The following is a 26,248-nucleotide window of genomic DNA, read 5'->3' on the forward strand; positions in this document are numbered from 1 at the left end:
TACCGACCACCGAACCCAGGGGGGATCGTTGAAGCCCGCGGAGCCCGTCACCGCGTCACCCGCCGAGGTGACCGCCAGCGCGACCTGTGAGCGGCTGCTCGGCATCCTGGAGCCGCTGGTCGCCCAAGGCCGCCCACTGGACCCGGACGGCGAACTCGCCGACGCCGGACTCTCCTCGCTCGCCGCCGTACGCCTGATGCTGGACATCGAGACGGAGTTCGGGATCGAGGTGCCCCTCTCCCGGCTCCTGGACTGCCGCACCCCGCGCGACCTCGCCGCCTGGATCGACCAGGACACGGGCGAGGAGCCCGGCGGCGGCTCCGGCCCGCTGGACGTGGTCGCCGCCCCGGAGTCACGGTACGAACCGGCACCGGCGACCCCGATGCAGGAGGCCTACGTCGTCGGCAAGTACCCGGAGCTCGACCCGGACGCCCTCGGCTGCCACCACTACCACGAGTTCGCCTTCGGGGAACTGGACGCCCCCCGCCTCGCCCGGGCCTGGAAGCGCCTCGTCGAGCACGTCGACGCCCTCCGCCTGACCGGCGTCGGACGCAACCAGCGGGTCCAGGAGCACGTACGCGTGCCCGAACCCGCCGTCCACGAGACCCCGGACCCGGACGCCCTGGAGACCGAGGCGGCCGCCGTCCGCCGCCGGCTGTCCCACCACCGGTACCCGCCGGGGCAATGGCCGCCGTTCCAGGTGGAGATCTGCCGGGAACCCACCGGACGCGCCGTCGTCCACCTCAGCCTCGACGGTACGGTCACCGACGCCCACGGCACCGACCTGCTGCTGCGCCACTGGTGGCAGGCGTACACGGACGACGACCACCGGCTGCCCGAAGTGCCGTTCACCCTGCGCGACACCCTGGACGCCCTCGCCCGCCACCGCGACTCCGAGGCACACCGGGCCGCCGTCGCCCGCGCCGCCGAACGGCTCAAGGGCCTGCCGGGCGGTCCCGCCGTCCTGCTGGCCGAGCCTCCCGAGCCGCCGCCCGGCCTCGACGGCCATCTGCGCACCCCGCGCCGCGGCCGGCTCACCCCGGCCCAGTGGGAGGGGCTGCGCGCCCGCGCCGCCGCGCTGCGCGTCTCGCCCACCTCGCTCGTGCTGACCGCCTTCACCGACGCGGTCGCACCGGCCGGCTCCGACGAGCCCTTCACGCTCGTCCTCACGACCACCGACCGGCCGCGCCTGCCCGCCGCCGCCGAGGAACTCGTCGGCCCGTACACCTCCGGCTGCCTGCTCGTCGTGGACCCCCGCGCCCAGGGGGCCTCTCTCGACGACACCGCCCGCACCACCCACCAGCGGGTGTGGGAGGCGTTGTCGCACGCGTCGGCCGGCAGCGTCGAGGTCCTGCGCGAACTGCGCGCGCACGGCACCGGGTCGCCCGCGCTCCCGGTGGTCTTCACCAGCCTGCTCGACGTGGGCCGCGACGGTTCCGGGCGGGGCGGCATGGCGCGCCACGAGCGCCACGCCGTCGGCCAGACCTCCGGGATCGCGCTCGACCACCAGATGCGCGAGCACGACGGCGGCCTCGACTTCCGCTGGGACACCGCCGACGCGCTCTTCCCGCCGGGCACCCCCGACGCCCTGTTCGGCCGCTTCTGCCGGCTGCTCCAGGCCCTGTGCGAACCGGTGCCCGACACGGCCGTACCCCCGCGCGAACTCCAGCAGGCCTATCTCGTGGCCCGCCTCGACGGGCCCACAAGCCGCGGCTGCCAGTACCACCAGAGCTTCCACGTCGACGAACTCGACGTGGACCGGCTGCGCACCGCCTGGCGGGAACTGGTGGGCGCCCACGAGGCGTTGCGCCTGCGGGCCGGGGCCGACGGCACGCTCCGGGTGCTGGACGACGCCCCGGCGGACGCCTGGATCCCGGTCACCGACGTACCCGAGGACGTGGACCCCGACGCCGTCGACCGTGCCGTCCGCGCCGACATGACCCACCGCTCCTTCGGCCTGGACCGGGGGCCGCTCACCGACCTCAGGGTCGTCCGTTCCCCCGGCCGGCCGGCCACCGTGCACCTGTCCTGCGACCTGCTGGTCGGGGACGCCCGCAGTATCGTGCTGCTCGCCCGGCAACTCCTCGCCCGGTACGCCGACCCCGCGGGCGCCCCGCCCACCGCGACCCGGCTGCCGCGCGAGCCCGGGGAGGCGAGCGGGGCAGCCGCCGCGTACTGGAGTGACCGGCTGGCCGGCCTGCCCGCAGGGCCGCCGCTGCGGGACGAGGGGCAACCGCCGTGCCCGCGACGCCGGGAGCGGGTGTTCGGCGACCGGGCGGGCCTCGCCGCCTGGGCCGGCCGACGGGGAGTGACCCTCGACGCGACCCTGCTGACGGCCTACTGCGCGGCCCTCGGCGCGGTGTACGACGAGCCGTTCGCCCTCCCGGTGGTGTGCTTCACCGGCGCGGACACGGCCCGGCCCGCCGAGTTCACCGAGCTGACCTGGGTGCGCTCACCCGCCCGCGGCACCGACCTCGCGGCCGCGGTCCTCGCCTGCCACCGGCAGCTCACCGCCGACCTGGCCGAGGGCGGCGGCGCCGGACTGTCCGAGATGCGCTCGTACGTCATGCGGCGCCGCAGGGACGAGAGCTTCGAGCACCCCGTGGTGTTCACCACCGTCCTCGACGTCACCGGCTGCCCGCTGCCCGCCGGCGTCCGGCCGGGCCCCGCCGGCACCGCGACCACCGACGTGGCCCTGGACTGCGTGACCGTCGACGACGGCAGCACCCTCCACCTCGCATGGGACGCTCTCGACGACCGCTTTCCCGAAGGAGCCCTGGACACGGCGTTCGCGCACTACGTCGACACGCTCACCCGCCTCGCCGAGGAGGCGGACGCCCCCGACGAGGACGTCACCGGTGCGTCCGTGCCCGCGTCGGCCGACGAGCGCGACTCCGCGGCACCCGCGGCGGCCGGTTCACCGGGCACGGGAACGGCCGACGACGACAGCGAGCGGCACCGCGTCCTGTACGCGTGGAACGACACCGCCCGCCCGTACCCCGCCGAGGGCCCCGTCCACCTGCTCTTCGAACAGCAGGCCCGCATCCGCCCGGACGCGGTGGCACTGCGCTGGCGCGACGGCACCATGACCTACGGCGAGCTGAACCGCCGGGCCAACCTCGTCGCGCACAGGCTGCGACGGGCGGGCGTCGGCGAGGACACCTCGGTGGGGCTCTCCGTGCGCCGCGGCCCGGCGATGGCCGTGTCCGTGCTGGCGGTCCTGAAGGCGGGCGGCGCCTACGTGCCGGTGGACCCCTCCCTGCCCTGCGAGCGCGCCCACGGCATGCTCGGGGACACCCGAACCGGCCACCTCCTCGTCACGGCCGGCGGCCCCGGCTGGCAGGTGCCGGACGGCGTACGCCTCGTCGACCTGGACGCCGCCGACGTCACCGGCACGCACCTGCCCGACCCGGGCGACCCGGAACCCGTCACCGCGGCGGACTCCGTCGCCTACCGCCTGTTCACCTCCGGCAGCACGGGCCGTCCCAAGTGCGTGGTCGTCGCCCACCGTTCCCTGCACAACCTCTTCGACTGGTGCCGGCGCACCTTCGAGTTCGGCCCGCAGGACACCGGGTTGTGCGTCACCTCCCTCGGCTTCGACCTGTCCGTCTTCGACATCCTCGGCCTGCTCGGCCACGGCGCCGGCCTGTACATCGCCGACGAGGCCGAGCAGCGGGACCCGGAACTCCTCGTGGACGCCCTGCTGCGGGAACCGGTCACCTTCTGGAACTCCGCGCCCACCACGCTCGCCCGGCTCGCCCCGCTGCTCAAGGAACGCCGCGGGCACCCGGGCACCGGCGACCTGCGCCTGGTCTTCCTCAGCGGCGACTGGATCCCGCTGTCCCTCCCGGACGACGTCCGCCGCGTGTTCGGCCGGGCGCGGGTGATCAGCCTCGGCGGCGCCACCGAGGCCACCGTGTGGTCCAACTGGTTCCCCGTGGGCGACATCGAACCGGAGTGGCGCAGCATCCCGTACGGCAGGCCCATCGACAACGCCCGCTACTACATCCTCGACGAGCGGCTGGAGCCGTGCCGCGTCGGCGAGGAGGGCGACCTCTACATCGCCGGCGACGTGCTCAGCCTCGGCTACCACGGCCGGCCGGAACTCACCCGGGAACGCTTCGTCCCGGAGCCCTTCGCGGGCGGCCCCGACGCCCGGATGTACGCCACGGGCGACCGGGCGTGCTTCCGCAGCGACGGCGTCATGGTCTTCCTCGGGCGGCGCGACCACCAGGTCAAGATCAGGGGGTTCCGGGTCGAACTCGGCGAGATCGAGCACCGGTTGCGCAGCCATCCCGCCGTCCACGACGCCGTGGTCGTCGCCCGGCCCGACGGCGGCGGGGACCGGCGGCTGGTCGCGTACCTGCTCGCCGAGCCGGGCGGCGCCCGGCCGTCCGTGTCCGAGCTGCGTGCCCACGCGGCCCGGACGCTGCCCGACTACATGGTCCCGAACTTCGTGGGCTTCCTGCCGTCGTTCCCCGCCACGGGCAACGGCAAGCTGGACCGTGACGCGCTGCCATGGCCGCTGCCCGCGCCCGACCGGACGCCCGACGACGCGCCCGGCCCGCCCGGCGAGGTGGCCGGACCCGGACAGGACGGGCCCGGTACGACCGCCCCGGCGGCCGGACCCGCGGTGCCGGCCCTCGCCGAGACGGCCGGCAGCACGGACGAACGGCTCCCGGCGTTCCCGCCCGCCGACCGGCTGGCGGAGGAGATCGGTGCCCTGCTCGCCGGTCTCATCGGTGTCCCGGAGCTGGACCCGACGCTCGACCTCTGGGACCAGGGCGCCACGTCCTTCACCCTGGCCCAGCTGTCCTCGGCGCTCAGGGCCCGCTACGGGCGCCGTATCCCGGTGTCGGCCCTGCTGGCGGAGCCCACCGTGAACGGCATGGCCCGCCATCTCGCCGGGCCGGACACCCCCGCGCAAGCCGGCGCGGACGTCACCGCGGACGCCTCTCCCACGGAGGTGACGCAACCGCCCGAGCCCCGCACCGACCCCGACGCCGTGGAGTTCTTCTCGCCCGAGGACCGGGACCGGTACAAGTCGGCCGACTGGCACCTGCGCCGGCGCCACGACGACGAACCGCTCCTCGTGCTCGACGGGCCGCCCCCGCCCGCCCAGAAGTACCGGGAACGGGCCACGCACCGGGACTTCGCCGAAGGCCCGCTCCCGCACGAGGACTTCCTCGCGTTCCTGAACGCCCTGCGCGCACGGCCGTCGGGCGACGGCCCCCGGCGGCTGTACGCCTCGGCGGGCGACACCTACGCCGTACAGACCTATCTGCACATCAAGCCCGGGGCGGTCGAGGGCGTCCCCGGCGGCCTGTACTACCACCGGCCGGACGACCACGCGCTGCAGCGCGTCACCGCCGACCCCGGCATCGACCGCACCGTCCACTTCTCCTACAACCGCGCGGTCTACGACCGGGCCGCCTTCGAGGTGTACCTCGTCTCCGAACCGCGGGGCATCGCTCCGCTGTACGGCGAGGAGTCGGAGCTGTACCTGGCCGTCGAGGCCGGCTACATGGGCCAGCTGCTGATGAGCGGCCAGCAGGAGACGGGCGTCGGCCTGTGCGCCGTGGGCAGTCTCGCCTTCGGCCGGGTCAGTGACGCGCTCCGGCTCCACCCGGGTCAGCGGCTGCTGCACGCCTTCCTCGCCGGGCCCCTCGCGCCCGCCGCCGACGCCCGCCCGCAGCGTCCCGCCGTGACCACCGGGCTCGGTGCCGGTCCCGCACCGGCGCCCCGGGCGGCCTCGGCGGACATCGCCGTCATCGGAGCCGCGGGCCGGTACCCCGGTGCGCGCACGCTCGACGAGTTCTGGGACAACCTGCGGTCGGGGCGCCGCTCGGTCGGCCCGCTGCCCGCCGAGCGGCTGGCCGCGCTGACGGCCGCCGCCGGGCCCGGCACACCCGCACCGCACACGGAGGGGCTGCCGCACGGCGGGTACCTGCGGGGCGGCGACGGGTTCGACGGGCGGATGTTCCGCATCTCGCCCCAGGAGGCCGAGGGCCTCGATCCGCAACTGCGGCTGCTGTTGCCCGTGGTGTGGCAGTGCCTGGAGGACGCCGGTCACACCCCCGGCAGCCTGACCCGCGACGGCGAGCGCGTCGGGGTGTTCACCGCCGCGATGTGGCACGACCACCGCCAGGCCGGCGAGGCCGTATGGCGTGCGGGCGGCCCGGCCCGGCAGGCGGGCGCCGCCTCCGACCTCCCGGCCCGGATCGCGCACTGCTTCGGCTTCGAGGGGCCCGCCGTCGCGGTGGACACCGCCTGCTCCTCCTCGCTGACCGCCCTGCACCTCGCCGCGACCAGCCTGCGGCAAGGGGAGTGCGACGCGGCGGTGGTGAGCGGCGTCAACGTCGTCGCCCACCCCTACCACCTCGCCCTGCTGCGCGACCTGGGCCTGTCGGCGCACCGGCCGGCCGCGGGGGCCTTCGCCGCGGAGGACGGCGGCTGGTCGCCCGGAGAAGGCGCGGGAGCCCTGCTGCTGCGCCCCTGCGCGACGCCGTGGACCGCCGCGACGTGCTGCACGGGGTGGTCGAGGCCACCGGTGCCGGCGCCGCCGGCCGTCCCGGACCGTTCGGCATGCCGTCCGCCGACCCGCTCACCCGCTCGCTCACCCGCATGCTCGACAGGCACGGCCTCACCGGCGCGGACATCGGCTACGTCGAGTGCGCCGCCTCCGGCGCGCTGCTCGCCGACGCCGCCGAACTGGACGCCCTGCTCTGCGCGCTGCGGCCGCCGGGCGCCACCGGCGCACTGCTCGTGGGCACCGTCAAGCCGCACATCGGCCACCTGGAGGCGGCCTCCGGCCTCTCCCAGCTCACCAAGGTGCTGCTGCAACTGCGCGAGCGGACGCTGGCGCCCACCGCCGTCGCACCCCGGCGCACCGAGCTGGCGGACTGGACCCGGCTCACGGTCGCCGACACCGCCCGGCCCTGGACCCCCGCCGCCCCCAACGCTCCGCTGCGCGCCCTGGTCAACGCGGTCTCGGCGACGGGCTCGTACGGCCACGCCGTGCTCCGCTCCGCGGACGGCGACCGGTGAGCGCGCCACCAGCGGCCGGGCGTCCCAGGAGCCCCTGCGGCCCGCCTCCCGCGCGCCGCACCGGAGGATTCGAGAGGAACCGAGTGAGGGGACACCGGTGACCGGTACCTGGCTGAAGAGCGGCGACGCCACCTGCGACGCGCCGCTGCGCCTGTTCTGCTTCGCCCACGCCGGCGGCGGAGGCGGCTTCTTCCGGCCGTGGCGGGACTTCGTCCTGCCGGAGGTCGAGGTGTGCCCGGTGATCCTGCCCGGCCGGGAGACCCGGGTCGCCGAACCCGCCCACCGGAGCATGGAGGAGCTGATCGGCCCGCTGTGCGAGGGCCTGGCCCCCTTCCTGGACCGGCCGTACGCGCTGTTCGGCCACAGCACGGGGGCGGCCGTCGCCTACGAGGTCGCGCGCCGCTTCCAGGACGACCCGCGGCGCGCCCGCGCCGCCTGCTGGTCTCCGGGCGGCGGGCCCCGCATCTGGCGGCCCGGCGCCCGCCGTTCGCCGGCCTGGCCGACGACGACTTCCTGCGGGTCGTAGCCGAACTGGGCGGCACGCCCCAGGAGGTGATGCGGCAGCGCGATCTGATGCGCATGTTCCTGCCCGCGCTGCGCGCCGACTTCCACCTGAACGAGTCGTACCGGCCGCTGCCCGGCCCCCGGCTGCGCTGCCCGGTGTCCGGGTTCACCGGAGACCGGGACCCGGAGGTCACCCCGCTCGAACTGAGGCTCTGGGACACCGTCTCCGACGGCCCGTTCCGGATGCGGGTGTACGACGGCGACCACTTCTATCTGACCGGACTGCCCGAGCCGTTGCGCACGGACCTGCTGGAGGACCTGCGAACCGACATACGCCAGACGGTGTCCTGAACCGCCGCGTCCACCGCCGGTATCACGGCGGTCCGGAGTGCCGTACGACCGTCACGTCCGGCCCGTCACCCCTGCGCACCGCCACCGCGACGACATGGCGGGCACCCGGGGACCACTGGGCGAACTGCCACCGCCCGCCGTCGTCGTCGGCGGCGCGGGCGAGCCGCGGCGCGCCCGTCGCGTGCAGGGTGAAGGCGTACGAGTCCGAGGGCAGCAGGAAGCCCAGGCCCCGCGCCTTGCCGTAGGCCTCCTTGAGCGTCCACAGGCGCGGGAACACGGCGGCGCGCTCCGCCGGCGGCGCCGCGAGCACCCGCGCCGTCTCCCACGGGTGGAACATCGCGCGGGCCACCCGTACCGGGTCGACCGGGCGGTCCAGCACCTCCACGTCGACACCGCAGTCCAGTTCGGGGCAGACCAGGCACACCACCAGGCCCGGGGCGTGGGCGACGCTGAAGCGCAGCCGGGGCACGGTGCGCGGTCCCGCCGCCTCGGGCCGGCCGTGCGGCCCGGTGGTGAAACGCCAGTGCGCGGGCGCGACGTCGGGCACGCAGCGGCTGAGCGCGGCCCGCAGCAGACCGCGCGCGGTGACGTACAGCAGCCGGTCCTCGTCCCGCCGGAAGGCCGCGAGACGCCGCCGCTCCCCGGCCGACGGCAGCGGCAGGTCGCCGTACGTGCCTGGAGCCACGGCCCACACATGGGCCAGGGGAGCGCCGGTGACCCCGCCACGCAGCGGAAGCGGTGCGGGCGGCCGGGACCGGAACGGCGGATCCGCCTCCGTGCCGCTGTGCACAGCCGCCTCCCGATGCCGTCGCACCCCGCGGCCCACGCCCTCGCGGCCCACGCCCCCGGGGTCCTCGCAGCGAGCCTGCGGCCGACGGAACCACCCGTGCCGTTCAAAAGTGAGCAGATCCAGGACGGCCACGACGGTTACAACCGGGAGAGCCGGGGCCCGGTGGGCGGCCCCCGACCGCGGGAGCGACCATGGCCGTCGGCATCGAGGCGATCAACGCCTATGTGGCACGCGCCTGTTTCGGCGTGGCGGACCTGTTCCGCGGTCGAGGCCTGGACATGACCCGGTTCGACAACCTGATGATGCGTCAGAAGTCGGTCAACCTGCCCTGCGAGGACGCGGTCACCAACGCCGTCAACGCGGCGAAGCCGCTCGTCGACCGGCTCGCCCCCGAGGAACGCGAGGCGATCGAACTCCTCGTCGTCGGCACCGAGTCGGGGCTCGACCTCGGCAAACCCATCTCCACCTACATCCACCACCACCTCGGCCTCAGCTCCCGCTGCCGGTCCTTCGAGGTGAAACACGCCTGCTACGGCGGTACGGCCGCGCTGCAGACCGCGGCCGGCATCATCGGCGCGTCCCCCGTCGGCACCGCCAAGGCGCTGGTCATCGCCGCCGACGCGCCCAGTGCCGCCGCCCGCGGCACCTACTGGGAGCCCTCCGAGGGCGCGGGCGCCGTCGCCCTCCTCGTCGGCCGCGACCCGAGGGTGCTGGAACTCGATCCCGGCGCCAGCGGACTGCACACCTTCGAGGTGATGGACACCCTGCGCCCCCGCCCGGACCTCGACGTCGTCGACTCCGACGTGTCCCTGCTGTCGTACATGACCTGTCTGGAGCGCAGCTTCGCCGCCTATCGCGAACGGGTGGCCGGTGCCGACGTCGTCGACAGCTTCGAGCACCTGGTGCTGCACACCCCGTTCGCCGGCATGGTCAAGGGCGCCCACCGTATGCTGCTGCGCAGCCACAAGGGCATGGGTCCCCGCGACGCGGCCGAGGACTTCACCCGCCGGGTCGCCCCCACCCTCGAATACGGCTCCCGCGTCGGCAACCTCTTCTCCGCCTCGCTCTACCTCGCGCTCTGCTCCCTCCTCGATCACGGCCGCCCCGAAGTGCCGTGCCGCATCGGCCTGTTCTCCTACGGCTCCGGATGCCAGTCGGAGTTCTTCAGTGGCGTCCTGGGCGAGCGGGCCGTCGCCGAGGCCGGGGCCCTGCGCATCGGCGCCGCCCTCGACGCCCGGCGCGAGCTGACCATGGCCGAGTACGACGCCGTGACCGAACTCGGCGGCGACCGCGCGTTCGGGGTGCGGGACCTGGACGTCGACACCAAACCCTACGCGGACCTCTACGACGACCTGTTCGACCGGGCGGGACTGCTGATCCTCGACCGCATCGAGAACTTCCACCGCCTCTACACCTGGAGCTGACCGACCGATGAGCCACGGCACCGTCCGCGTCCAGCACCAGGACCCCGCCGTCCTGCGGATCACCCTGGCCCGCCCCGAGCGCGGCAACACCGTCGACTCCGACCTGATCGCGGACCTGCACGAGGCACTGGACACCGCCGAGAAGTCCGACACCTGCCGGCTGGTCCTGATCGACTCGCCCGGCCAGGTGTTCTGCAACGGGATGGACATGGCGGAGGCCGCGGGAGAGGACGCCTTCGGGCCCTCCTCCGGGAGCACCGGCGACGAAGGACTGGGCCCGGCCGCGACCGACGGGGCCGGCTTCTTCCGGCTGCTGCGCCGGATCACCGAACTGCCGAGACTGACCCTGGCCTGTGTGGACGGGCGGGTCGCGGGCGGCGGGGTCGGCCTCGCCGCGGCCTGCGACCTCGTCCACACCACCGAACGCGGGGTGTTCAGCCTCCCCGAGGCGCTCTGGGGTCTCCTGCCCTGCTCCGTCCTGCCGTTCCTGATCCGCCGCACCGGCTTCCGCACGGCCGGCACCATGACCCTCACCACCCTGCCGCTCACCGCCCAGGAGGCGGTGCGGCGCGGACTCGCCGACGAACTCTCGCCCGATCCCGGCGTATTGGTGCGGCGGCTGCTGTCCCGGCTGACCAAGCTCGACGGCCGGCTCATCGGTGAGGCGAAGTCCTACCTCTGCGCGCTGCATCCCCTCACCGCCGAGACCGAGCAGCGGGCGGTCACCGCGTTCGCACGGCTCGCCGCCGCACCGGGAGTCCGCGAGGGCATGGCACGGTTCGCCGCCGAAGGACGCTATCCGTGGGAGCGGTGAGCCCGCCGCCCCCGAGCCGCCGAGCGCACCGCAGGGAGGAGCGCGGATGAGCGTCGTATGGGCGTTTCCCGGCCAGGGATCACAGCGCAAGGACATGGGCGTGGGTCTCTTCGACCGGCACCCCGGAGTCGTCGCCCGCGCCGACGCCGTGCTCGGCCGCTCGGTGCGCGAACTCAGTGCGGATCAGGAGGCGTTGCGCGACACCCGCGCCCTCCAGCCCGTGCTCTACACGATCAGCGCCCTGACCTATCTGGACCTCGCCGCCCGGGGGTCGCAGCCCGACTTCATGATCGGGCACAGCCTCGGCGAGTACAGCGCGCTCTACGCGTCCGGGGCGGTCGACTTCGAGACCGGACTGCGTCTCGTCGTCGCCCGCGCCGAGATCATGGGCGGCACGAGCGGGGGCGGGATGCTGGCCGTCGTCGGTCTTGACGTCGACCGGCTGCGCGAGGTGCTGCGCCGGGAGGGCGCGGACGACATCGATCTGGCCAACCACAACTCGCCCGTGCAGAGCGTCCTTTCGGGGCCCGAGGAGTCGATCCGCGAGCTGGCGCCCGTGCTGCGGCGCGCGGGCGCGGGCAAGTGCGTGCTGCTGCACATCAGCGTGGCGGCCCACTCCCGGTACATGGCCGAGGCGGCCCGGCGGCTCGGCGCGGTCCTCGACACCGTCACCTTCCGCGAACCCCGGGTCCCCGTCGTCTCCAACGTCACCGCCCGGCCGCACCGCGCCGACGAGATCGCCACGCGGCTGCGTGAGCACATGTGCCAGGGGGTGCGCTGGTGGGAGAGCCTCGCCCACCTCGTCGACCACGGGGTCACGGACCTGGTCGAGGTCGGCCCCGGCAACGTCCTGACGAAACTGTGGGCGGTCGCACGGGCCGAACTCCCGGGACCGGCGGCGGGGGTGGGGACGTTGGTGGGGGCGGACGCGGGCGCGGGCACGGAGGCGGAGGTGGAGGTGGGGGCCGCGGCCGAGGCAGAGGTGGAGGCTGAGACCGAGGTGTCCGAGGCCTCCCGTGAGGTACCGGCTGCTGTCCCGGGGGCGGTGCCCCCGGGGGCCGGTGGAGTGACGCCCGCCGCGGGGCCGACGGGCACACCTTCCCTCGCGCGTCCCGGGCGGCCGACTGCCGAACGGCTGGGAGCGGCGCGGTTCCGGGAGCGCTACGGACTGCGTCTGGCCTGGGTGGCGTCCGGAACCGGTGACGGGGCCGTCGGGGAGGAGGTGTGCCGGGCGGCACGGGAGGCGGGTCTGGCGGCCTTCGCCGACTCTGTGGGTCCCTCTGCCTTCGCCGACCCGACGGGTCCGGCTGGCTTCGCCGACCCGAGGGGTCCCTCGGACTTCGCCGACCCGACCGGTCCGGCGGCCCGCACCGGACCTGCCGCCGCGCCGGACGCCGGCCCGGTGCCGGACGGCCCCGGACCGCGGAAGCCCCGGCCGAGGCACTGGTTCAGGCCGTGACCGCCGCGGCCCGCCACGGCTGGGGGATCGGTCTGCGCGCCGGGCCCGGCGCGGACCGGCTGGTCACCCTGCTGCTCGACCGAGGAGTGCGCCACGTCGAGGCCGACCACCCCTACGGCCCCGACGCGGCCCTCGTCCGCTTCCGCTTCACCGGTGCCCGGCGCACCCCGGCCGGCACCCCGGTCGCCCGACGGCACGTCCTCGCCCGGGTGTCCGGGCTCGACCAGGCAGCCGCCTTCCTGCGGCCCCCTCGCCGGACCTGCTCGCGGAACTCGTCCGCACCGGCGGGCTGTCGGCGCAGGAGGCCGACGCCGCCCGGGAACTGCCCGTCGCCTCGGACCTGGCGGTCCAGGCCCCGGCCGGCTGGCACGCCGACGGCGCCGACGCCTATCAGCTGCTGCCGTCCGTTGCCGCTCTCGCCGCACGTGGCCCGGGTCCGGAACCCGTGCACGTCGGCCTGCGCGGGGTCGTCGGCACACCCGAACAGGCCGCCACGGCCTTCGCGTTGGGCGCCGCCTTCCTCGTCTCCACCTCGCTCACGGCCTGCGCGCCGAACGCCCGGCTGTCCGCCGAACTCGGCCGGACCCTCACGGAGGTGACGGACGACGACCTCACCTGGGCGCCCACCGAGCGGTACGCCACGCTGGGTGTCCCCGCACGGGTGGTCCGGCGCGGCACCCTCTTCCCGGCCCGGGCCCACCTGCTGCACCGCCTCCTGCGCGCGCACCGGTTCCTCGTCGAGGTCCCGGCGGCCCGGCGGCGGCACATCGAGGAGGAGGTACTGGGCGGGCCGGCCGCCGGCCTGCCGCCCGGCGCCCTCGACGGCCGGGTCCGCACGACCGACGTCTTCCGCTGGTACGTGCGCGAGACGGCCCGCCGCACCGGCGCGGGGGACCCCGTCCGCCCCCTGGACCACCAGCTCCCGTGCGACCCGGAGTTGACGCACTTCAACCGAGCGGCCCTGGGAACCGGACTCGCCGCGCGCCAGGCACGCACGCCCGGCGCGGTCGCCGGACACCTGCTGACAAAAGCCGCGGAACTCCTGGCCGCGGGCGTGGTGAGCCGGGCCGAAATGCGCCCATGAATGAGCGGACACACCAAGCAATCGCCGATACGGTCTGCGACGGACAGTGGCGTCCCGTACACGGGACCTCACGGGCATGCGGCGTGCCCGGACCGACACGGACCGAGCAGAGGTCGACACCCGTGGAGTGAGACGGCATGAACCCTATGGAGCGCACCGACATCGACAGCCACCCCGGCGGCGGTACCTCCGGTCCGCCGCCGACCCCGGACCCGCGGCCCGCCGGCGCCGAACCGGGGCCGGCCGATCCCGTCGTCGTCCTGGTGTCGGCGGGCGACCCGGCGCGGCTGGCCCGTGCCGCACGCGCCCTGCACGACCGCCTCGCCCACCTGGTGCGGCAGGAACGGGCGCCGGCGGCGGCCGACGTGGCCTGGACGACGCAGACCGGCAGGGTGCCGATGCGGCACCGGCTGGCCGTCGTGCACCCCGATCTCCACGGTGTCCTCGCCGGGCTCGGCGCCTTCCTGGCGGGCCGCCCCGACCCGGCCGTGCACACCGGGCAGGCAGCCCCCGGAGCGCGGGCCGCCGCCGGTTCCCCCGTCACCGCGGCGGAGGCGGCCCGGCAGTGGGCCGACGGCGCCGACCTGCCCTGGCAGAGCTACTGGCGCACGCGGCGGTCCCGTGTGCCCCTGCCGGTGTACCCCTTCGCGGAGACGGAGACGGAGACGGAGACGGAGGCCGGGGCCGGCGCAGGAGCCGAGGCCCAGTCCGCGTCCCCGTCCGTGTCCATGACCGAGTCCAAGTCCAAGTCCGAGTCCGCCGACGCCACACGACCGCACGCACCGGACACCGCCCGCGTGCCCGGCACTCCGCAAGCGGCTCAGGCACCGGATCCGGCCGAACCGCGCGTGGCCGCACTGGAGGACGCCCTTCTCGACCGGTACGCCGAGGTGTCGGGGATACCCCGGGACGAGCTCGACGCGCGGACCCCCTTCGTCGAGTACGGACTGACCTCGCTGCAGATCGGCGAACTGAACGCACTGCTGGCCGACGACTGGGGCGTCGGCAGCCGGACCCTGTTCTTCGAGCACGGCGACATCGCCGCGGTGGCCGCGGACGCCGTGCACCGGTGCGGAGCCCGGCGCCGCACGCCGGAGCCGGCACCGGAAACGTCGCGCGACCCCGTCTTCCGCACCCTCCCGGCCGGGGCGGCACATCCCGCCGCGGGCCCGGACGCGCGGCCCGCGGCGGACGGCACCGGCGCGATCGCCGTCATCGGTGTCGCCGGCCGCTTCCCGAACTCTCCGGACCTGGAGACCTTCTGGTCGCGTCTGGCCACCGGACACGACTGCGTCACCGCCCTGCCGCCCGAACGGCACCGGCCCGGCTGGCCCGTCGACGACATGATCGGCGGATTCCTCGACGACGTCGACCGCTTCGACCCGCTGCTCTTCGGCATCACCCCCCGCGACGCCTCCCTCATGGACCCGCAGGAAAGGCTCTTCCTGGAGACGGCCTGGGCCGCCCTGGAGAACGCCGCCCACCCCCGGCAGCGGCTGCGCGAGCGGCACGGCTCCCGGGTCGGGGTGTACGCCGGCGCCATGTACGCCGACTACGCCTTCTTCGGCGTCGAGGAAACCCTGCGGGGACGCCCCGCCTACGCGGGCGGCGCGCTCGGCAACATCGCCAACCGCGTCTCGTACATCCTCGACCTGCACGGTCCCAGCCTCGCCGTCGACACCATGTGCTCCTCCTCGCTGGCCGCCCTGCACCTGGCCGTACGGGCGCTGCGGGCCGGTGACTGCGAGATCGCCCTCGCCGGTGCCGTCAACCTCTCCCTGCACCCCAACAAGTTCGTCCAGCAGCGGCTGATGTCCCTCACCTCCAGCTCCCGCCGGTGCCGCAGCTTCGGCGCGGGCGGCGACGGGTTCGTACCGGCGGAGGCCGTGGGCGTCCTCGTCCTGAAGCCGCTGGAACGCGCCCTCGCGGACGGCGACCGGGTGCGCGCCGTGATCCGGGGCAGCGCCGTGGTGCACGCCGGACGCACCAACGGCTACCTCGTGCCGTCGCCCGCCGCGCAGGGCGAGGTGGTCCGCGGCGCCCTCGCCGACGCGGGACTGCTCCCCGGCGACATCGACTACCTGGAGGCCCACGGAGCGGGCACCGCCCTCGGTGACCCGGTCGAGATCGACGGTCTGGGCCGGGTCTTCGGCACCGGCGACCGCGCCGCGGGATCCCTGCCGATCGGTTCGGTGAAGTCCACCATCGGGCACGCCGAGGCCGCGGCCGGCATCGCGGCGTTCACCAAGGTCCTGCTCCAGCTGGAGCACCGCACCCTGGCCCCGACGCTGCACGCCGACGACCTCAACCCGAACATCGACTGGGACACCGTCCCCTTCCGGGCCCAGCGGACCGCCGCCCCGTGGCCGCGGCCGACCGGCCCGGACGGCACACCGCGTCCCCGGCGCGCCGGCATCAGCTCCTTCGGCGCGGGCGGCACCATCGCCCACCTGATCGTGGAGGAGTACCCCGCCCGCAACGAGCCGGACACCACCGCACCGCGGGCGACCGGACCGGGCCGCCCCCAGTTGCTCGTGCTGTCGGCGTACGACGAACAGCGTCTGCAGGACTCCGCCTCGCGCCTCGCCGCGCGGCTGCGCGCTCCCGGGGCACCCGACCTGGCCGACGTCGCCTGGACCCTCCAGGTGGGCCGGGAACCGCTGCGGGAACGGCTGGCGCTCGTGGCCCGCGACCCCGCCGAGGCGTCCGCCCGTCTGGCGGAGTTCGCGGCCGGCTCCGCCACCGGCGCCGACGTGGTCGTACGCGGCCGGGCCCCGCACGGTGGACGGCCACAGGGACGGCTGCTGCCCGACGGACCCGAGGCCGACCTGGGCGCGCTCGCCCGGCACTGGGTGTCCGGCGGGCCGGTGGACTGGCCCCTGCTGCACCCGCGGGAGCCGGAGGCACGGCCACGCGTCGCCACCCTGCCGGCCTATCCCTTCGCCCGTATGCGGTGCTGGATACCGGAGACCGCACCCGGTGCGCCCGCCGCCGACGCTCCGGCACCGGCGGTCGCGGGCCCGCCCCGGCCCGGGGAGGCGGTGCGGGCGCAGGCCGCCGCGGCGGGCCCCGGCCGGGCCGAGCAACAGCCGGACGGTGACGCCCTGTTGCTGCGTCGGGAGTGGCTGCCCACCGGCGAGGTCGGCGCCGGCTCCGGTCCCACCGAGGGCGTGGTGCTCTGTCTGTACGGCACGGCCACGCGCGGTCTCGCCGACGCACTCGCGGCGTCGGCACCACCGGGCACCCTCGTTCCCGTCCTCGTCCGGGATGACCCTGGAACCCCCGAACTCCGCGATGCGACCCCCGAGTTCGCCGACGACGAGCAGGCCGACGCCGTCACCGGTGACCTGCTCGCCCGCCATCCGCTGATCGCCGGCTGGATCGACCTCACCGACCTGGACCGCACCGACCCCGGGGACCCCGGGCCGTGGACCGCCCGGCTGCTGCTGGTCCGTCGCCTGCTCGGAGCCCGGCCCGGCGCACGACTGCGCGGCATCCAGGCCGTACGCGGACTCCAGGACCTCGACGGCCCCGCCCCCGATCCCTCCGGCGCCCGCATGGCCGGGTTCCTGCGCTGCCTCGGCGCCGAGTACGGCCGGCTGGCCACCACCGTGGTCGACACCGACCTGGCCACCGCCGACACGGACCGGCTGGCCGCCTCACTGTGGGGCGAGTGGCACCGGCCGGGCGCCAGGGCGGAGATCTGCCACCGGCACGGGCTGCGCTACGAACCCCTGCTGCGCCCCACCCTCGGCCGGGCCGTCCCCTTCACCCCGGACCCCGACCGCGCGTACGTCGTCACCGGCGGCACCCGTGGCATCGGCGCCCGCGTCGCCGCCCACCTCGCCGAACGCGGGGCCGGGGCGATCGCCGTCCTCGGCGGCCGGCCGCTGCCGGCCCGTCACCTGTGGAACGCGCCCGAGGCACTGGGCGACGCCGAGGCCGAGGCCGTGGAGAACGTACGACGGCTGGAACGGCTCGGCGCCCGCGTCCTGGTGCACACCGGCCCGCTCACCGACGCGTCCGCCCTCGGAGCCTTCCTGGACCGTGTGCGGACCGAACTCGCGCCCCTGGGCGGCGTCGTGCACTGCGCGGGCGGGATCGGGACCGGGCGTCCCGCCTTCGTCGGCAAGGACACCGCCTCGATACGGGCGTCCTTCGCACCCAAGGCCGACGGCCTCGAAACCCTCGCCACCCTCTGCGCCGGTGACCGGCTCGACTTCTTCGTGGCCTTCTCCTCTGCCTGCGCGCTCGTTCCCCGCCTGGCCGCGGGTGTCACGGACTACGCGGCCGCCAACGCGGCTATGGACTTCCTCCTCGCCCACCGGGTACGGCAGGGCGGTGCCCACTTCCGCTCGGTGTGCTGGCCGATGTGGACCGACAGCGGGGCGGCCCGGGGCAAGGAGAACGTCTGCGCGCCCGTCGGCCTGGACACCCTGAACGACACGCAGGGCCTGCGCGTCCTCGACCAGGTACTGGCGATGCCCTGGGGCGGCACGGTGCTGCCGGCAGTTCCGCTGGACCCGTCGTTCGACGCCGGCACACTGCTCGACAGCCGGGCCGGCGGGGCCGGGGGTACCGCGCCCGCGCAGCCGGCGGCCGCCGTACGTCCACGGCCCGCGCCCGACGCGGGCCGCGCCGACGTGTCGGCCACGGGTGCAGACGTGTCCTCTGCGTGTGCCGACGTGTCCTCCGCGCAATCCCCGACGGACGGCGGACCCGCCTGGCTGGTGCGGCTGGTGTGCGCGGTGCTGGGCACCCCGGAGGCCGACCTCGACGTCACGGCGGACTTCGCCGACCTCGGCGTGGAGTCCGTGATGCTGGGCGAGCTCCTCGATCACGTCGAGGAGGCCGTCGGCGAACGCCTGCCGCCGTCGCTGCTGCTGGAACACCCCAGCGTCGAGCAGCTGCACGGCCACCTGACCGGTCTCGGCCTCGCCCCGCGCCACGAGGCGGCACCGCGGACGGCCCCGCCCGCCGACGCGCCCACCGCGAGCGCACCCGCCTCCCCGGCCGTGTCCGCGCCACCCGCCCACGAGCCCTCGCACCCGGCCGAAGTCCCCGCGGCCGCCCCCCGCCCCGCGCACGGCGGTACGGAGACCAAGGTCGCCGTCATCGGCATGGCGGGCCGCTTCCCGGGTGCGCCCGACGTCCGTACCTACTGGCGCAACCTCCTCCAGGGAGACTGCGCCGTCACCGAGGTACCGCCCGGGCGGTGGGACACCGGGGCGCTCTACAGCCCCGACTACGCACCGGGCCGCAGCACCGGGAAGTGGGGCGGATTCCTCGACGGCCTCGAACGCTTCGACCCCGAGCCGTTCCGGCTCACGGACGACGAGGCCACCGTCCTGGACCCGGGCATCCGGCTGTTCCTCGAAGCCACCCGGGACTGCCTGGCCGACGCCGGGTACCGGGACGAGGAACTGCGCGGCCGGGACGTGGGCGTGTTCGTCGGCGGCCGCATCTCCACCTACCCGCGCCGCGCGCCGCTGCGGCCCGACGTGCTCCAGTCCGACCAGAACTTCCTGGCCGCCCAGGTGGCGCACCGGTGCGACTTCCGCGGCCCCAACCTGGTGGTGGACAGCGCCTGTTCGTCGTCCCTGGTGAGCGTGCAGCTGGCCTGCCGCAGCGTGTTGTCCGGGGAGTCGGAGCTCGCCCTGGCCGGCGGTGTGGAGATCCTGCTGGACGAACGCCCCTACCTGGAGTTCAGCGCCGCACGGGTGCTGTCGCCGACGGGCCGCTGCCGCCCCTTCGACGAGCAGGCGGACGGCATCGTGCCCGGGGAGGCCTGCGGCGCCGTACTGCTGAAGCCGCTGGGCGCGGCCCTGCGCGACGGCGACCCGGTCCACGCCGTGATCGAGGCGGTCGCCGTCAACAACGACGGCCACACGATGGGCACCACCACGCCGAACCCAGCCGCGCAGACCGCCGTCGTCCGCAAGGCCCTGGCCGCCGCCGGCCGCCGGGCCGACGAGATCGGGCTCGTGGAGGCGCACGGCACCGCCACCCGGATCGGCGACCCGATGGAACTCAAGGCGCTCACCGACGCGTTCGCCGGTGCCGAGGAACCGTACGGCCGCTGTGCCATCGGCAGCGTGAAGGCCAACGTCGGGCACCTGCTGAGCGCGGCGGGCGTGGCAGGTCTGATCAAGGTCGCGCTGAGCCTGGAGCACGGACTGATCCCGCCCACCCTCTTCTGCGACACACCCAACCCGCGCTTCGACTTCGCGCACTCCCCGTTCCGGCCGGTGACGGCGGTCGAGGAATGGGCGGCGCCGCCCGAGCGGCGGGTCGCGGGGATCAGCTCCTTCGGACTCGGCGGGACCAACGCCCACCTCGTCGCCTCCGCGCTCGACCCGCGCGACCGTCCCGCGGGCGTACCGGTGCGACAGCCGCTGCCCGCACCCGAGTACCGCCGCAGGCGGCTGTGGCTGGAGCGGGACACCGCCGCCCCCGCACACACCGGTCCCGCGGGCGCCATGCCCTCGCCGGACCCGGTCTCCGGCAGGGGCACGGCCACCGGCTCCGTCTCCCACGCGGGCACCCCGGACCGCACGCCCGATCCCGGGCCGGCTCCGGTACGTGCCGCCATCCTCGATCTCCGCTTCGTCACCCGCCAGGTGACGGCCGAGGTTTCCGCACCCACCCCGGCGGCGCCCGTGCCGTAGCGCCCGGCCCGCCGGCCAGACCCCCCACGGAAGGAACGGACCAGCCATGGAAAACTCCGCAGAGGCGGCCCCGGCCGCGGACGCGGCACCGGCCCTGCCCACCCCTCGTCAGGCCACCCTGGCCATCGCCGGCGTGATGGCGGGGATGCTGCTGTCGGCCCTCGACCAGACCGTCGTCAGCGTCGCCCTGCCCAGCATCGTCGGCGAACTGGGCGGACTGGAACGTCTGCCCTGGGTGGTGACGGTCTACCTGGTCACCTCGATGGCGGTCACACCGCTGTGGGGCAAGGTCTCCGACCTCTACGGCCGCCGTACCGTGGTGCAGTGCGCCATCGGTGTGTTCGTCGTGGGATCCGTGCTGTGCGGCGTCGCCCAGAGCATCTGGCAGCTCATCGTCTTCCGAGGACTGCAAGGTCTCGGCGCGGGCGGCCTGTTCGTGCTGGCGCTCGCGGTGATCGCCGACGTCGTGCCGCCGGAGCGCCGGGGCCGCTATCAGGGCATGTTCGGCGCGGTGTTCGGTCTGTCCAGCGTGGTCGGGCCGCTGGTCGGCGGCTGGTTCACCGACGGCCCGGGCTGGCGCTGGATCTTCCTGATCAACGTGCCGGTCGGTGTGCTCGCCCTGGTCGCGACCGCGGTGGGCCTGCGCATCCGCAGCCCGCAGCGGCCGCACACCGTCGACTTCGCCGGAGCCGCACTGGTCGCCGGTGCGGTCGTCTGCGCCCTTCTGTACCTGAACTGGGCCGGTGACACCTACGGTTGGGCCGCGCCGGGGTCGCTGCTGCTGGCCGCCGGAGCCGTCGCCCTGGGCGTGCTGTTCGTGTGGGTGGAGACCCGGGCGGCCGAACCGGTCATCCCGATGGGCCTGTTCCGCAATCCGGTGTTCGGCATCGGCGCGCTGTTCGGGCTGCTGGCCGGTGCCGCCATGTTCGCGGGCATCGTGTTCCTGCCGTTGTACTTCCAGGCGGTCATGGGCATGTCCTCGACGCGCTCGGGCCTCGCCATGCTGCCCGCCATGTTCGGCCTGACCGTGACCTCCATCGCCTCCGGACAACTGATCAGCAAGAACGGCAAGTACAAGGTCTTCCCGGTCTCCGGGTCCGCGCTGCTCGTCGTCACCATGCTGCTGCTGTCCCGCCTCGACGCCGACACGCCCTACTGGCAGATCGGCCTGTACGCCTTCCTGTTCGGCGCCGGTGTCGGCCTGGTGATGCAGCCCGTCATCACGGCCGTGCAGAACTCCGTACCGCCCCAGGACATCGGCGCCGCCACCAGCGCCGCCAACTTCTTCCAGCGGATGGGCTCCGCGGTCGGCGTGGCCGTGCTCGGCACCGTCCTCACCACCCGGGTGACCGACCGCCTCACCGACGTCGGCCCCGACGCCGCGCGGGCCGCCGACAAGGGCGTCACCGCGCTGCACCGGCTGCCCGAGCCGCTGCGCGGACGAGCGCTGGACGGCTACGCACACGCCATGGGGGACATGTTCCTCGTCTGCGTGCTGCTGGTCGCCGTGGCCCTCGTGGTGTCCCTGTTCCTCAAGGAGATGCCCCGCCGGGCCGACCCCGCGACGGAGCGGCCCGCCGAGGAGGCGCCCGCGACGAGCTGACCCGCGGCGGGCCGGCGAACCGCCCCCGCCTGCTCAAAGTTGTGCAGCCCCCGGCGGCGGTCCGCCTAGCGTGGCTCGCGCCGGCCCCCGCGGGCCGGCCCGAGCCACGCATCTCCGCACCGGAAGGACGGCCATTCCATGGATCAGCGGACAGCCCGGAGGACGGCCGGTCTCAGCCCCGCGTCGGCACAGAGCCCCGTGCCGGCCGACAAGCTGCTGCACTCCGGCAACTCGGGTTTCACCATCGCCCGCAGCGCCCAGCTGAAGTACGAGCACCGGGACGAGGGCCGCAAGCTCTTCGCCTCCGTGATCGCCTACATGAACCAGTCCGACCTCAACGGCGCCTCCTTCTACTTCTACGAGGAGGCGTTCGGCAAGCAGGACCGGGTCCACTGGCTGATCCACTGGAAGACACCCAACGACTACGCCATCAGCCTGCACATGGTCGACCACGACGAGAAGATGATCGACCTGCTGGAGAGCGACCGCGTCGTCGACGACGCCAGCGCGGGCGTCTGGGGCCGCGCCGTCGTCGAGGGTTCCGTCCAGGAACGCATCCTCGTCCCGCAGCACGGCCTCGTGCACGAGGAGGACGACCACGACCCCGGTGAGCTCTGGGTCGACCCGGCCAAGCTCCAGACCGGCCGGCCCGACGGCGAACTGCTGCACTCCGCGAACGCCATGCTCACCCTGCACCGCACGGGCCAGGCCACCCACGAGTTCCGCAAGGAGGCCCGGCTCTACGCCTTCGCCTGGCAGAACGAGGTCAACCGCAAACTGCCGGGACGCGCCACCTCCTACCTCTACGAGGAGACCTTCGGCGTCATGGACCGGCTGCACTGGCTCGTGCACCTGAAGGACTTCGACGCCTACCAGGAACTGCTCGAACTGGAGCGCACCGACAAGGACTTCAGGGCCCTGGGGGAGCGGCAGTTCATCGCCGACCAGAAGGGCGGCGGCACCTGGGGCCGCACCTACGTCCCCGGCACCATCGAGGACACCCTGCTGCTGCCGCACCAGCTGACCGCGGCCGAGTGAGGGCCTGGCTCTTCGCCGGCCAGGGGGCGCAGCGCGCGGGCATGGGGGAGCGGCTCTTCGACCGCTTCCCCGAGTACGTGGCGATCGCCGACCGGGTGCTCGGCGAGCCGGTGCGCGCACTGTGCCTGGACGATCCCGACGGCCGGCTGAACCGCACCCGCTGGACCCAGCCCGCGCTGTACGTCGTCAACGCGCTCGCCTGCGCCGAAGCGCTGGCGGAAGGCCCCGCGCCCGACTTCCTGGCCGGCCACAGCCTCGGCGAGTACAACGCGCTGCTGGCCGCCGGGTGTTTCGACTTCGAGACGGGCCTGCGGATCGTGAAACGGCGCGGCGAGCTGATGGGGGAGGCCGACGGCGGCGCCATGCTGGCCGTCCTCGGGCTCCCGCCGGACGGGGTGCGCGCCCTGCTGGACCGCTGCGGTGCCACGGACGTGGACCTGGCCAACCTCAACACCGCCACCCAGGTGGTCGTGTCGGGCCCGGCCGAGGCCGTCAAGGCGGTGCAGACCGAGGTGCGGGCGACCGCGGGTGCCCGGTGCGTGCCGCTGGCCACCAGCGGCGCCTTCCACTCACGGCACATGCGGCCGGCCCAGGAACGGTTCGCCGCCTTCCTGGACACCGTCGAGTTCCGCCCGCCCCGCATCCCGGTGATCGCCAACGTCACCGCGCGTCCCCACCCGCCGGACGGTGTCGCCGACCTGCTGGCCCGCCAGATCGCCGCGCCGGTGCGCTGGCACGAGTCCCTGCGGGAACTGATCCGCCGGGGCGTGACCGAGACACGCGAGTTCGGTCCCCGGCCCATGCTGCGGCCCATGTGGGACTCCGTGGCCGCCGAGCCCGCCCCGCCGGCCCAGCGGCGCCCCGGCGGCACGGCGGCCACCTCCGTCCCCGGGACCGGGCCCGGCACCGAAGCCCGTACGGCACCACCCGCACGCCCCGCCCCCGCGGGCGGCGCGCCGCACCCGCCGCCCGCCGGCACCGCCTCCCCGCCCGCCGCCATCACGGCCATCGGACGCACACCCCGGGCGGCCGCACCCGAGCCGGAGCCCGTAGGTGACCCGGCCGCCGCGCGGCTGGGCTCCGCGGAGTTCCGGCACGACCACGGACTGCGCTACGCCTACCTGGCCGGCAGCATGTTCCGGGGCGTCTCCTCCGTGGACCTGGTCGCCCGGCTCGGCCGGGCGGGCCTGAAGGGCTACTTCGGCGCCGGCGGCCTGGACCTGGAGACGGTCGGCAAGGCGGTCACCGAACTGGCCCGCACCCCGGGCCTCGACGGCCGCTACGGGGTGAACCTGCTGCACGACCTCACCCGTCCGGGAGCCGAGCGCGCCCTGGTCGACCTGCTGCTGCGGCACGGCGTACGGCACGTGGAGGCGGCCGCCTTCACCGCCGTCACCCCGGACCTCGTCCGATTCCGGTTCCACGGCGCCCACCGTGCCGCGGACGGCACCCCCGCCGCCGTACGCACCGTCGTCGCCAAGTGCTCGCGGCCCGAGGTCGCGGCCCAGTTCATGGCACCGCCCGCCCCGGAGCTGCTGGACCGCCTGGTCGCCGAGGGCGCGCTGACCACCGCCGAGGCCGACGCGGCGCGCGCGTTGCCGGTCGCGCAGGACGTCTGTGTCGAGGGGGACTCGGCGGGCCACACCGACGGCGGCGTCAGCCTGGCACTGGTGCCGACCACGGTCGCGCTGGCCGCCCGGCTCACCGAGCGGTACGGCTACGCGCGCCGCCTCAGGGTCGGCGCGTGCGGCGGCCTCGGCACCCCGGAGGCGGTGGCCGCGGCCTTCGTCCTCGGCGCGGACTTCGTGGTGACCGGCTCGGTCAACCAGTGCTCCCCGCAGGCCGGCACCTCGGACGCGGTGAAGCACCTGCTGGCCGCCCTGGACGTGCAGGACACGGCGTACGCGCCCGCCGGCGACCTGTTCGAACTCGGCTCCCGCGTCCAGGTGGTCCGCAAGGGCACCCTCTTCGCGGCCCGCGCCAACAAGCTCTACCAGCTCTACCGCACCCACACGGGCCTCGACGACCTCGACGGGCCCACCCTCGCCTGGCTGGAACGCGACTGCCTGCGCGCCTCCCTGGACCAGGTGTGGAAGCAGACGTGCGCCTACTACCGGGACACGGGCCGCGCGCACGAGACCGAACGCGCCGAGCGGGATCCGAAGCACCGGATGGCGCTCGTCTTCAAGTCCTACTTCGCCCGCACCAACCGGGCCGCCCAGGAGGGCGATCCCGCCGAACGGGCCAACTACCAGGTGCACTGCGGGCCCGCCGCGGGCGCCTTCAACCGCTGCGTCGGCGGTACCGCCCTGGAGCCCTGGCCGGAGCGGCACGTCGAACGCATCGCCGACCTGCTGATGACCGGGGCGGCCCGCGTCCTCAGCGACCGCCTCGCCGCCTACGCCTGACCCGGCGTGCGTCACCCGTCACCACACACCGAGGAGAGAGCCACATGACCGTGGACAGCGGCATGCCCAGTGTCCCGCCCGCCCGGCACCAGACGGCGCAGCCCGCGGACAAGATCCTGCACTCGGCGAACGCCGGGGTCGTCGTCGAGCGGGTCGCCCAGATCGCCGGGGGACAGGGCGACACCGCCCGCCGGATGGCGCGGGAGGCCGCCGAGTTCGTCAACGCCAAGCACCCGGGACTGGCGACCGTCTTCGTCTACGAGGAGACCTTCGGCGTCAAGGACCGCCTGCACTGGCTGATCCACTTCCGGTCCCTGGAGGACTACGAACGGCTGCTGCACATGGGCGGCGCGCGCGACTTCCGGGACGGCGTCCTCGGCGGCTACGTGGCACACCATCAGGCGGACGACTGGCAGGCCGCGTTCGTGCCCGGCAGTGTGCGGGAGACCATGATGCTGCCGCACCGCTGGGGCATCTTCGGCACCGCCACCCGGACGATGGCGCAGGACCCGTCCATGAGCCCGCTGGCCGCCGACCGGGACGAGCCCTGGTTCGAGGTGCTCCCCGCACAGCACCAGACGTCCGTCGCAGCCGACGGCCTCCTCAACACCGCCACCGCGGGTGTGGTGATGCACCGGGTGGTGGACTTCAGCTACAAGTACCGCGCCGAGGCCCGGCTGTTCGCCCGCACCGTCGCCGAGAACACCAACCTCAACTCCGGCGGGGACGCCACCGCACTGGTCTTCGAGGAACTCTTCGGCACGATGGAGCGGATGCACTTCCTCATCCACATGAAGACGCTCGGCACCATGTACAAGCTGATGGGCATCGACGCCCGCACGGACCCCGAGGCCCCGCGCGCCACCTACTTGCAGGACTGGGTCCCGCGCGAAGAGGGCGGTGGCGGCTGGGACAGCCTGATGCTGGAGGGCAGCGGACACGACGGCTGCCTGACACCGCAGTACTGGGGCGACTGACGGCCGAGGCCGGCACCACGACACGACGGGGCCGCGGCACTCACCGAGTGCCGCGGCCCCGTCGTGACATGTGCGCCGGGC

General features: G+C 74.8%; 12 protein-coding genes and 2 pseudogenes. 13 read left to right on the plus strand and 1 reads right to left on the minus strand.

Features of this window, described 5'->3' with window-relative positions:
- Positions 1–67: 67 nt before the first annotated feature.
- The 4 genes and pseudogenes from N8I86_RS34735 to N8I86_RS34740 form a co-directional block, all read left to right on the plus strand.
- Positions 68–6,484 (plus strand): annotated as a pseudogene (locus N8I86_RS34735) (amino acid adenylation domain-containing protein); the annotation flags it as partial.
- A gap of 101 nt (positions 6,485–6,585) precedes the next feature.
- Complete coding sequence (locus N8I86_RS39500) at positions 6,586–7,047, plus strand: beta-ketoacyl-[acyl-carrier-protein] synthase family protein (protein ID WP_404830887.1); 462 nt, start codon at positions 6,586–6,588, stop codon at positions 7,045–7,047.
- 208 nt (positions 7,048–7,255) lie between these two features.
- A pseudogene (locus N8I86_RS39505) lies at positions 7,256–7,573 on the plus strand (thioesterase II family protein); the annotation flags it as partial.
- On the plus strand, positions 7,513–7,902 hold the full coding sequence (locus N8I86_RS34740; RefSeq protein ID WP_263280198.1) for a thioesterase II family protein: 390 nt from the start codon (positions 7,513–7,515) through the stop codon (positions 7,900–7,902). The pseudogene N8I86_RS39505 and the gene N8I86_RS34740, both read left to right, overlap by 61 nt.
- Before the next feature lie 22 nt (positions 7,903–7,924).
- Here the strand turns inward: N8I86_RS34740 and N8I86_RS34745 are convergent, their stop codons facing one another.
- Positions 7,925–8,692 carry a 4'-phosphopantetheinyl transferase family protein gene (locus tag N8I86_RS34745; protein WP_073890578.1) on the minus strand — a complete coding sequence of 256 codons (768 nt, stop codon included), beginning with the start codon at positions 8,690–8,692 and terminating at the stop codon, positions 7,925–7,927.
- Between the two features lie 191 nt (positions 8,693–8,883).
- On the opposite strand from N8I86_RS34745, the gene N8I86_RS34750 reads away from it, so the two are divergent.
- From N8I86_RS34750 to N8I86_RS34790, 9 genes are all read left to right on the plus strand, one after another.
- Positions 8,884–10,116 (plus strand): hydroxymethylglutaryl-CoA synthase family protein, encoded by a 1,233-nt coding sequence (locus N8I86_RS34750; protein WP_263279618.1) that lies wholly within the window; start codon positions 8,884–8,886, stop codon positions 10,114–10,116.
- Positions 10,117–10,123: 7 nt separating this feature from the next.
- The gene (locus N8I86_RS34755; RefSeq protein ID WP_123440802.1) at positions 10,124–10,930 is read left to right on the plus strand and encodes an enoyl-CoA hydratase-related protein; all 807 of its coding nucleotides are present in this window, start codon (positions 10,124–10,126) and stop codon (positions 10,928–10,930) included.
- A gap of 46 nt (positions 10,931–10,976) precedes the next feature.
- Positions 10,977–12,389 (plus strand): ACP S-malonyltransferase, encoded by a 1,413-nt coding sequence (fabD, locus tag N8I86_RS34760; RefSeq protein ID WP_263279619.1) that lies wholly within the window; start codon positions 10,977–10,979, stop codon positions 12,387–12,389.
- Positions 12,390–12,834: 445 nt separating this feature from the next.
- Positions 12,835–13,473, plus strand: a complete 639-nt coding sequence (locus N8I86_RS34765) for a beta/alpha barrel domain-containing protein (RefSeq protein WP_263279620.1) — start codon at positions 12,835–12,837, stop codon at positions 13,471–13,473.
- Between the two features lie 137 nt (positions 13,474–13,610).
- The gene (locus tag N8I86_RS34770) at positions 13,611–20,141 is read left to right on the plus strand and encodes a beta-ketoacyl synthase N-terminal-like domain-containing protein (RefSeq protein ID WP_263279621.1); all 6,531 of its coding nucleotides are present in this window, start codon (positions 13,611–13,613) and stop codon (positions 20,139–20,141) included.
- A gap of 46 nt (positions 20,142–20,187) precedes the next feature.
- Positions 20,188–21,744, plus strand: a complete 1,557-nt coding sequence (locus N8I86_RS34775) for an MDR family MFS transporter (RefSeq protein WP_260148924.1) — start codon at positions 20,188–20,190, stop codon at positions 21,742–21,744.
- Between the two features lie 138 nt (positions 21,745–21,882).
- Entirely contained in the window at positions 21,883–22,782 is a 900-nt protein-coding gene (locus N8I86_RS34780) for a DUF6039 family protein (protein ID WP_073890570.1), read from the plus strand.
- On the plus strand, positions 22,779–25,190 hold the full coding sequence (gene fabD / locus N8I86_RS34785; RefSeq protein WP_263279622.1) for an ACP S-malonyltransferase: 2,412 nt from the start codon (positions 22,779–22,781) through the stop codon (positions 25,188–25,190). Before N8I86_RS34780 ends, fabD (N8I86_RS34785) begins: the two co-directional genes overlap by 4 nt.
- A 44-nt stretch (positions 25,191–25,234) precedes the next feature.
- Positions 25,235–26,167: a DUF6039 family protein gene (locus N8I86_RS34790; RefSeq protein WP_263279623.1), complete on the plus strand. Its 933-nt coding sequence runs from the start codon at positions 25,235–25,237 to the stop codon at positions 26,165–26,167.
- Positions 26,168–26,248 lie beyond the last annotated feature (81 nt).

Origin of the sequence: Streptomyces albidicamelliae (assembly GCF_025642175.1) — a bacterium.
GTDB lineage: Bacteria > Actinomycetota > Actinomycetes > Streptomycetales > Streptomycetaceae > Streptomyces > Streptomyces albidocamelliae.